This is a genomic window from Streptomyces sp. NPDC058295 (assembly GCF_042880655.1).
GTDB lineage: Bacteria > Actinomycetota > Actinomycetes > Streptomycetales > Streptomycetaceae > Streptomyces > Streptomyces coriariae.
On sequence record NZ_JBHVYO010000003.1, the window covers coordinates 66,076 to 75,511 of the forward strand.

General features: G+C 71.8%; 9 protein-coding genes. 7 read left to right on the forward strand and 2 right to left on the reverse strand.

Annotated features, from left to right (window positions below; genetic code table 11):
* Positions 1 to 150: 150 nt before the first annotated feature.
* Entirely contained in the window at positions 151 to 1,257 is a 1,107-nt protein-coding gene (locus ACFVYS_RS04385; RefSeq protein ID WP_389498721.1) for a PP2C family protein-serine/threonine phosphatase, read from the forward strand.
* Here the strand turns inward: ACFVYS_RS04385 and ACFVYS_RS04390 are convergent.
* Entirely contained in the window at positions 1,214 to 3,457 is a 2,244-nt protein-coding gene (locus ACFVYS_RS04390; RefSeq protein ID WP_389498723.1) for an MMPL family transporter, read from the reverse strand. The two genes, ACFVYS_RS04385 and ACFVYS_RS04390, sit on opposite strands and share 44 nt — an antisense overlap.
* A 146-nt stretch (positions 3,458 to 3,603) precedes the next feature.
* Here ACFVYS_RS04390 and ACFVYS_RS04395 point away from each other — a divergent pair, with 146 nt between their 5' ends.
* Together ACFVYS_RS04395 and sthA are read left to right on the forward strand one after the other, a co-directional pair.
* Complete coding sequence (locus ACFVYS_RS04395) at positions 3,604 to 3,810, forward strand: hypothetical protein (RefSeq protein ID WP_057603951.1); 207 nt, start codon at positions 3,604 to 3,606, stop codon at positions 3,808 to 3,810.
* 63 nt (positions 3,811 to 3,873) lie between these two features.
* Positions 3,874 to 5,277 carry a Si-specific NAD(P)(+) transhydrogenase gene (sthA, locus tag ACFVYS_RS04400; RefSeq protein ID WP_389498725.1) on the forward strand — a complete coding sequence of 468 codons (1,404 nt, stop codon included), beginning with the start codon at positions 3,874 to 3,876 and terminating at the stop codon, positions 5,275 to 5,277.
* A gap of 27 nt (positions 5,278 to 5,304) precedes the next feature.
* On the opposite strand, the gene ACFVYS_RS04405 is transcribed toward sthA, so the two are convergent.
* Positions 5,305 to 5,766 carry a DUF5709 domain-containing protein gene (locus tag ACFVYS_RS04405; protein ID WP_389498727.1) on the reverse strand — a complete coding sequence of 154 codons (462 nt, stop codon included), beginning with the start codon at positions 5,764 to 5,766 and terminating at the stop codon, positions 5,305 to 5,307.
* A gap of 331 nt (positions 5,767 to 6,097) precedes the next feature.
* On the opposite strand from ACFVYS_RS04405, the gene ACFVYS_RS04410 reads away from it, so the two are divergent.
* From ACFVYS_RS04410 to ACFVYS_RS04425, 4 genes are all read left to right on the forward strand, one after another.
* The gene (locus ACFVYS_RS04410; RefSeq protein WP_389498729.1) at positions 6,098 to 7,570 is read left to right on the forward strand and encodes an APC family permease; all 1,473 of its coding nucleotides are present in this window, start codon (positions 6,098 to 6,100) and stop codon (positions 7,568 to 7,570) included.
* 11 nt (positions 7,571 to 7,581) lie between these two features.
* Positions 7,582 to 8,541: a hypothetical protein gene (locus ACFVYS_RS04415; protein WP_389498731.1), complete on the forward strand. Its 960-nt coding sequence runs from the start codon at positions 7,582 to 7,584 to the stop codon at positions 8,539 to 8,541.
* A gap of 145 nt (positions 8,542 to 8,686) precedes the next feature.
* A complete protein-coding gene (locus ACFVYS_RS04420; protein ID WP_389498733.1) occupies positions 8,687 to 9,049 on the forward strand; it encodes a hypothetical protein in 363 nt (120 codons plus the stop codon).
* A complete protein-coding gene (locus ACFVYS_RS04425; RefSeq protein ID WP_389499093.1) occupies positions 8,974 to 9,408 on the forward strand; it encodes a M20/M25/M40 family metallo-hydrolase in 435 nt (144 codons plus the stop codon). The genes ACFVYS_RS04420 and ACFVYS_RS04425 overlap by 76 nt, the downstream gene beginning before the upstream one ends.
* Positions 9,409 to 9,436 lie beyond the last annotated feature (28 nt).

The window sequence follows — 9,436 nt, forward strand, 5'->3', positions numbered from 1 at the left end:
ACGCCGGGGTCACGGAGCGGGAGCGCGGGATGAATGCGGTTCGCATGGCGCTCGCCTCCTTCCGTGGGTGTCCGGGCGTGCGCTCACACGGTAGGGGGCCGTCATCGATCGCGTCCACGGGTTTTTCGGCGTGCGGCCGTCGCGGGCACGATGGAGCGTGGGGGTGTGGGACGACTGGACGGGGAGCGGCGGGGCTGGCTGCGGGGCGCGCCGCCGCCGCGCTGGGTGCGGGCGCTGCCGCTCGTGCTGGCCGCGGGCGTCTGCGTCGCCACCCTGGTCAGTCCCGAGCCGCTGGACATCGGGTTCATGCTGGGCGCGATCCCGCCGCTGGCGGTGCTGTCGTACGGTCCGGCGGCGACCGCGCTGCTCGGCGCGGCCGTGGTCGTGATGCTCAACCTGCCCGCGTTCCAGCTCGACCAGCCGGGCCAGACCGATGTGCTGACGGTGTCCTTCGTCGCGGTGCTGAGCGTGTTCGTGGCGTTCGTCCGCCGCCGCCGGGACGCCCAGCTGGACACGGAGCGCACGATCGCCGAGGCCGCGCAGAACGCCCTGGTGCCGCCGGTCCCCGCGCGGGTGGGTCCGGTGCGCTGCGCGGGTCTGTACCGGGCGGCACAGCGCGGGACGCTGGTCGGCGGTGACTTCTTCGACGTCCGGACGAGCGAGCACGGGGTGCGGGCGGTGCTGGGCGACGTCCAGGGGCACGGGCTGGCGGCGGTGGCGACGGTGGCCTCGCTCCTGGGGGCGTTCCGGGAGGCGGTGCTCGACCAGCCGGACCTGGCGCGGGTCGCCGCCCGGCTGGACCGGCGGCTGACGGTGGACTCGGCGCGGGTGACGCACGCCGAGCTGTTCGCGACGGCGGTCCTGCTGGAGTTCACGCCGGACGCGGACGCCGTGAGCGTGGTCGTGTGCGGGCATCCCCCGCCGGTGCTGCTGCGCGGGTGCACGGCCACGGAGCTGGACGTCGTCCCGTGGACGCCGCTGGGGCTCGGTCTGCCGGAGGGCGCCCCGCTCACCGCCCACGTACTGCCGCTGCGCCCCGGCGACCGCCTCTTCCTGGCCTCCGACGGCGTCTCGGAGGCCAGGGACGCCGCCGGAGTCTTCTACCCCCTGCTCGACCGCCTGCCCGCCCTCGCCGCCGGCGCCGACCCGGCGACGACGGCCGAACGGGTGTGGACGGACGTCCTGCGCCACTGCCCCGCCGTCCGTGACGACGTCACGATGCTCGTTCTCGAGCCGGTGGTTCGGGCGGACCGCTGAGGGGCTCCGCGTCGCCCTCGGCATCGATGTGCGGCAGGATCCGGTCCAGCCAGTGCGGGGTCCACCAGGCGTGCGCGCCCAGCAGGGTCATGACGGCGGGCACCATGAGCAGCCGGACCACGGTGGCGTCGATCAGCACGCTGACGGCGAGGCCGAGGCCCAGCATCTTGACGACGATGTTGTCGCTGATGATGAAGGCCGAGAACACGCTCACCATGATCAGTGCCGCGCAGGTGATGACCCGGGCGGTGATCTCCAGGGCGTGGGCGACGGCGTCCCTGGCGTCGCCGATGCGCAGCCAGGCCTCGTGCACGCGGGACAGCAGGAAGATCTCGTAGTCCATGCTGAGGCCGAAGATGATCGCGAACATCATCATCGGCACATAGCTCTCGATGGGCACCTTGCCGTGGACGCCCAGCGCGGGCCCGCCCCAGCCCCACTGGAAGACGGCGACGACGACGCCGTACGAGGCGGTGATCGACAGAACGTTGAGGACGGCGGCCTTGACCGCGACGAGGAGCCCGCGGAACACGGCGAGGATGATCAGGAAGGCGAGGAGGACGACCACGCCGATGATCAGGGGCAGCCGGCTGGCGACGATGTCCCGGAAGTCGACCTGGGCGGCCGTGGTGCCGGTGACATAGCCCTTGGCGTCGTAGCCGGAGACCGCGTCGGGGAGGGTGTCGTCGACGAGCCGGTTCGTCAGCTCGGTGGTGGTCGCGTCCTGCGGGGCCTGCTGGGAGTAGACGGTGGCGAGCAGCACGTCGCCGTCGCTGGTGGGGGTCAGCGGGGTGACCGTGGCGGCGCCGGGCACCGCGCCCAGCGTCTTCTGCGCCTGGGTGGAGAGGTCGGAGCGCTTGTCGGACGGGACGGACGTCTGGTCGATGACGACGGTGAGGGGGCCGTTGGAGCCGGGCCCGAAGGCGTCGGTCATCAGGTCGTAGGCCCGCCGGTCGGTGAAGGAGGTCGGGTCGGCGCCGTCGCCGATGTGGCCGAGCTGGATGGAGAAGACGGGGATCGCGAGGATCGCGATGACGGCCACCCCGGCGCCGAGGTACTGCCAGGGCCTGCGCTCGACGCGCTTGGCGTAGCGGTGCCAGGTGCCGTGCGGGGTGGCGCCCGGTTCGGCGTCGGTCTCGGCGACCGGCTTGCGGACGTGGTAGCGGTCGACGCGTCTGCCGATGAGCCCGAGGAGGGCCGGCACGAGGGTGAGGGCGCCGATCACGGCGGAGACGACGGTGATGGCGGCAGCGAGTCCGAGTTTGCCGATGAAGGACACCCCGGACGCGTACAGACCGAAGAGCGCGATGATCACGGTGGTGCCGGAGACGAGCACGGCGCGGCCGCTGGTGGCGTTGGTGTGTCCGGCGGCCTCGGCGGGGTCCGCGCCGTCCATCAGGTTCTGCCGGTGCCGGGTGGTCAGGAAGAGGGCGTAGTCGATGCCGACACCCAGTCCGATCATGGTCGCGAGGGTCGGCGAGACGGTGGCGAAGGTGAAGGCGGCGGCCAGCAGCCCGAGGCAGGCGAGTCCGCCGATCACGCTGATCAGGGCGGTGACCAGGGGCAGTCCGGCCGCGATGACGCTGCCGAAGCCGACGAGCAGGACGACGATGGCGACCGCGAAGCCGATCAGCTCGCTGATCCGGTCGTTCGCGGCGGGCCGGGCGAGCTCTCCGAGCGAACCGCCGTACTCGACGTCGGCGCCGGCCGCCCGCAGCGGCTGGACGGCCTTGTCGACGCCGGTCAGGTAGTCGTCGCCGAGGGTGGAGGGCTGTACGTCGAAGCGGACGGTGACATACGCGGTCTTGCCGTCGCTCGACACCGGGCCGACCTTCGACGACGTCACGGAGAGCGGGTTCTGGGCCGAGAGCACGTGGGGGAGCTTCTGGAGGTCGCCGACGGCCGTGGACAGCTGTGAACTCAGCGTGCTCACGGCCTGGTCGTCGTGCAGGACGATCTGGCTGCTGTAGCCGCCGGCCTGCGGGTCGTGCTCCTTGAGCACGTCCAGGCCCTCCGTGGACTGCACGCCCGGCAGCTGGAAGTTGTCCTCGTAGGTCCCGCCGACGGAGCGGTTGACCGCCTGAAGGGCGATGACGGCCACGATCCAGGCGACGATGACGATCACGAAGTGACGGGCGCACCAGGCGCCGAGCCTGCGCAGTCCCCCGCGGCGCGGGTTCCCGGCGGTGGTGGGTGCCATGGGGCCATTAGACGCCGGGCCGATCTTCCCGGCATCTCGGCCGCGGCTGATCGGATTGCAGGCTGCGGCTCCAGGATGAATGGTGTTAGTGGACCCGATGACCGCACCGGGCCGAAGCCTTCCTTCGGACGCGAGGAGCAGACATCATGCCGACGTCACAGCCAGGCGGCTCCCGGCCCTCCCCGGAGCGCGCCACCCCGGACAACCTGCTCCACACGCGTACCGGCACCGAGGTCTCGCCGGAAGACATGGTCCTCGCCACCGGCCGGGACATCACCCCGCGCAGTCTCGAGTGGGCGCGGCGCAAGCTGGCCGAGGAGGGACCCAGCGCGATCGAGAAGCTGCTGCCCTAGTAATCCGGGGCAATCGGGGCCCGCCCTTTCGCGGCGGGCCCCGCGGCTGCCAGACTCCACAGCGTGCCCGACTTCGACATGCTCGTCCTCGGATCAGGTCCCGGCGGTCAGAAGGCCGCCATCGCCGCGGCCAAACTGGGCCGCCGGGTCGCCGTCGTAGACCGCCCCGACATGGTCGGCGGGGTCTCCCTCCACACCGGCACCATCCCCTCCAAGACGCTGCGCGAGGCGGTGCTGTATCTCACCGGTCTCACCCAGCGGGACCTGTACGGACAGAGCTACCGCCTCAAGGAGAACATCACCGTCGCCGATCTGACCGCGCGTACCGAGCATGTGGTCGGGCGTGAGATCGATGTCATCCGCAGTCAGTTGTCCCGCAACCATGTCGCCCTGTTCGCCGGCACCGGCCGGTTCGTCGACGCGCACACCATCGCGCTGCGCGAGATCACCGGGCAGGAGCGGCTGATCGGCGCCGAACACATCGTGATCGCCACCGGGACGCGCCCGGCCCGGCCGGACAGCGTGGAGTTCGACGGGCGGACCATCCTCGACTCCGACAACGTGCTGACGATCGAGCGGGTCCCGCAGTCCATGGTGATCGTCGGCGCCGGGGTGATCGGCATGGAGTACGCGTCCATGTTCGCCGCGCTCGGCAGCAAGGTCACGGTGGTGGAGAAGCGGGCCGGGATGCTCGACATGTGCGACGTCGAGGTCATCGAGTCGCTCAAGTACCACCTGCGGGACCTGGCGGTGACCTTCCGGTTCGGGGAGACCGTCGCCGCCGTGGAACGGCATGCGCGGGGTGCGCTGACCGTGCTGGAGAGCGGCAAGAAGATCCCCGCGGACGCGGTGATGTACTCGGCGGGCCGCCAGGGCCTGACCGACGATCTGGATCTGGACAAGGCCGGGTTGGCGGCCGACCGGCGCGGCCGGATCGAGGTCGACGAGCACTACCGCACGCCGGTCCCGCACATCTACGCCGTGGGCGACGTCATCGGCTTCCCGGCGCTCGCGGCGACGGCGATGGAGCAGGGCCGGGCGGCCGCCTACCACGCGTGCGGCGAGCCCGTCGGGCAGATGCACCACCTCCAGCCGATCGGCATCTACACGATCCCGGAGATCAGCTTCGTGGGCCGGACGGAGGATCAGCTCACCGAGGAGAGCGTGCCGTTCGAGGTGGGCATAGCCCGCTACCGCGAACTGGCCCGGGGGCAGATCATCGGCGACGCCCACGGCATGCTGAAGCTGCTGGTCTCGCCCGGTGACCGCAAGCTGCTCGGGGTGCACTGCTTCGGCACCGGAGCGACCGAGCTGATCCATATCGGGCAGTCGGTGATGGGCTGCGGCGGGACCGTCGACTACCTGGTCGACGCGGTGTTCAACTACCCGACGCTGGCGGAGTCGTACAAGGTGGCCGCCCTCGACGCCACCAACCGGCTGCGGCACTTGGACCGCATCGGCGACTGACGGGCGCGCGGGGGCCGCTCACGCCGCTCACTCCTCCACGATGTGGACGGCGGCCTCCTCGGCGCCCGCGGCCCCGCCGTCGATGCCCACGTCCCGGGCGATCTCCTCCTTGGTGGCGTCGGGGTGGGCGCCCTCGTCGGGGGCGACCAGCCGGCCGGCGCGCCGGTCACCGACCTCGGGGTCGACGGGTTCGCCCTCGCCGTCGGGGAGGTCGCCGACGCCGCCGCCGGCCGGTTCCGAGACGTCCGGGACCTCCTGGGCGAGGCGCTGGTCGAGGTTCTCGCCCTCGTGCTGTTCGGCTGCGGTGGTGCCGTACTTGGTCACGCCGAGCGGCTTCTCGGGCGGCGAGTAGCCCTCGTCGAGGGTGTCGTCGTAGGTGCGTTCGCCGACGGCGTCCTGGAGGTCGAGCGGGGCGGCGTCCTGCTGTTCCTCGTTCGTTCCGGTGGGCTGGTAGACCTCGTCGCCCATCGCCTCGGACTCCGTACCCATGGGTTGCTCCTTCGCCGTCGGGGACTGTTGTCTCCCCGTCCGCGTTTCCCGTGCGGGCCGCTCCAATCGCGGCACATGCCAACCGCACGGGCGGCCGTGGACATTACCTATCCGTCAATCTTGAAAGCTCAATCGTTAGGGCTATAGTCACTCGCACACTCGGTGTGACCGTCCGCGAACACAGTGCTGGGATGGTCCCCTCCGCGCCTTTCTCCGCCGACGTCCCCGAGGTCATCCCCTCTCGACGCGCGGCGGCGCTCCACCCTCACCCCCCATACGCCGCCGGGTCGTCCCCGCTCGGGCGGCGTGCACGACGGAAAGCAGCGCAACCATGAGCAACAGCACCGGAAGAGGCCTCCAGGCGAATGTCCTGGGCACCTTCGACACGGTGGTGATGGCGGTCGCCGGCAGTGCGCCGGCCTACTCCATCGCCGCCACCACGGCGGTCCTGGCCGGCGCCGTGGGCCTGGCCGGACCGGCGGCCCTGCTGTACTGCGCGATACCGATGCTGGGCATCGCGCTGGCCTTCAGCCGACTCAGCCGGATCGACGTCAACGCGGGCGCCAGTTACTCCTGGGTGGGGCGCACGCTCCACCCCTTCCTGGGCTTCATCAGCGGCTGGGCGCTGGTGATCTCGGCGACCATCTTCATGGTGGCGGGCTCGCTGCCGGCCGGCTCGATGACGCTCGCCCTCTTCGACGAGGACCTCGCCGACAACACCGCCCTGTCCACCGTCGTCGGCGCCGCCTGGTTCCTGATCATGCTGGCGGTGGTGCTGGGCGGGGCCCGGCTCACCGTACGCGCGCAGTTGATCATGTCGGGTGTGGAGCTGGCGATTCTGGCGCTGTTCGCGGTGCTCGCCGTCTTCCACACGGACAACTCGCTGCCGTTCGACTGGTCCTGGCTCGGATTCAGCCACTTCGACGGGGTGTCCGGCTTCGCGTCGGGGGCACTGGTCGCGGCCTTCTACTACTGGGGCTGGGACGTGACCAGCAACCTCAGCGAGGAGACCCGCGACAGCCGCCGTACGACGGGCCTGGCGGGGCTGATCGGGGTGGGCATCGTCTTTCTCCTCTTCGAGGTCTTCACCATCGCGGTGAACGTCATCCTCAGCTCGCAGCGGATCGAGAACAACGGCGCGAACGTGCTGGCGGCGCTGGGCGAGGAGGTGTGGCCGGGCTGGGGCGGCAAGGTGCTGGTCGTGGCCGTGCTGCTGTCCACCGTCGCCACCCTGGAGACGACCCTGATCCAGGTGACGCGCTCGCTGTTCGCGATGGGCCGGGACCGTACGATGCCGTCCGCGCTGGGCCGGGTGCACCGCACCTGGAACACGCCCTGGGTGGCGATCGCCGTGGTGGGCGGGGTGGCGCTGGTGCTGTTCGTCGCCTCCAACTCGCTGGGCTCGGTGGGCGACATCCTCTCCGACGCCATCTCGGCGATCGGACTCCAGATCGCCGTCTACTACGGTCTCGCGGGCCTGGCGGCAGTCGTCGCGTACCGCAGGACGCTGCTGAAGTCCCCTGCCGACTTCCTCCTCGGCGGGCTGTGGCCGCTGTTCGGCGCCCTGTTCATGTTCTGGATCTTCGTGGAGTCGCTCGGTGAGCTGGCCCCCGCGGCGGTCGCCATCGGCATCGGCGGGCTCGCCGTGGGACTGGTGCCGATGCTCTGGTACTGGCGGCAGGGCAGCGACTACTACCGGCCCGCCCGGCTGGACGCCTCGCGCACCGTCGTGGCCGACTACGTGCCCGAGGGGCGCCCGGCGACGCACGCCGCCGGCCACGAGGGTCTCTCCACCGACTTCTGAGAGGGGCCCTGATGGCGCGCGACCGCTTCGCTCCCGATTTCGACCCCGACTGCGGGGACGCTCCCCTCTCCTCCACCCGGCACGACATCGTCATCGGCCGCTGGCAGGGCCTGCGGGACCTGCTGCGCGCCACCGGGCCCGCCTGGCTCGCCCGCGGCCACCGGGTCCGGCTGCTGGCGCAGGCCTGCGCGGGCAGTTCGACGGTGGAGACCTGGCTGGCGGCCGAGCCGCACAGTGCCGACGCGCTGGTGCTGCGGGCGGCCACGGAGACGGCCCGCGCGTTCAACCTGGCGATCACCGCGGGCCGTGGCGTGCCGATCGACCAGACCCGGGTCGACGCCGCGGTGCTGTCGTGTCTGTCCGCCGCCGAGGCGTACCTGGACGACCCGACGCCGTGGACCTCGCTGATCTCGGTCGCCCGTCTCTATCCGGCCGGGGTACGCCGCCAGGAACTGGCCCGCTGGTGGGACGAGTTGCACCAGCGGGATCCGTACAGCATGGAGGGCCATCTCCAGGTGCTGCACTACTACTCCGCCCGCTGGCACGGCTCGCACGGGCTGATGTACGACTTCGCCCGTGACGCGGCCGGCGCGGCCCCGCCGGGCTGTCCGCTGCCGGTACTGGTGCAGTACGCGCGCGTCGAGGAGTTCCGCCACGCCCTGGACGCGCGCGAGGACCGCTCCACCACGGTGGGGCTCGGCCAGCACTGGAACAACGACGGCGCCGTCAGCGACGTCCGCCGCACCTGGGAACGCTGGGTCATGGGCCGCAAGGACGACACCGTCGCCCCGGGCGAGCTGCGCGACTTCAACTACCTGGCCCACGCGGCCTGTTCGGCGGGCACCGCGGACGTGGCGACGCCGCTGCTGCGGATCCTCGGCCACCGGGCGACCCGCACGCCCTGGTCGTACACCGGCGACCCGGTCCAGCAGATCGCCAGACGGCGCAAGGAGTGGGGCATACGCGACTGAGACCGCGGACTCCCCCGCCGTACGGTCCCCGAACACCCGGCGCGCGATTACCTGGCGCGCGGTAACCGGCGGGTTCGCGGCCCTCGTCGGCGGCACTCTCGTCACGGGTGACGGAGTGTCACCGCCGACGAAGGGGGGGAGACCCGTGTCACTTCAGGAGCTGTCCTACCAACTCACCGCGCTGCGGCCCCGGATGGAGCAGGTGAGCCTCGCCGTCCACGGGCGGCCGGAGCTGAAGTTCGCCGAGTACCACGCCCAGCAGGTGCTCACGGGCTGGCTGATCGAGTCCGGGTTCACCGTGTCGGCGGGCGCCGGCGGGCTCGACACCGCGTTCACGGCCGTGCACGAGGGAAGCAAGCCGGTCCGTACGTCGCCGTCCTCGCGGAGTACGACGCGCTGCCGGGCATCGGGCACGGCTGCGGCCACAACCTCATCGCGGCGGGTGCGGCGGCGGCCGCGATCGGCCTGGTACGGGTGCTGCCCGCGCACCCCGGCACGGTCGCCGTGATCGGCACACCCGGCGAGGAGACGGGCGGGGCCGGGAAGGTGCGGCTCGCCGAGGCAGGGGCGTTCGACGGCGTCGACGCGGCGGTGATGTTCCACCCCTCGGACCGGTCGGCGACGACGCAGCACGCCCTGGCCGCGGCTCATCCGCGGGTGGCGTTCACGGGCCGCAGCGCGCACGCGGCGAAGTCGCCGTGGGAAGGGCGCAGCGCGCTCGCCGGCGCGCAGCTGTTCCTCAACGCGGTAGACGCGCTGAGGCAGTTCGTACCGCCGACGGCCCGGCTGCACGGGATCGTCTCGGACGGCGGGCAGGCCCCCGACGTGGTGCCGGCCCACGCGGCGGTCCAGCGCGGCAAGGCCTGAGGCGTCGGCGCGCCCGTCCGGCAGGCAA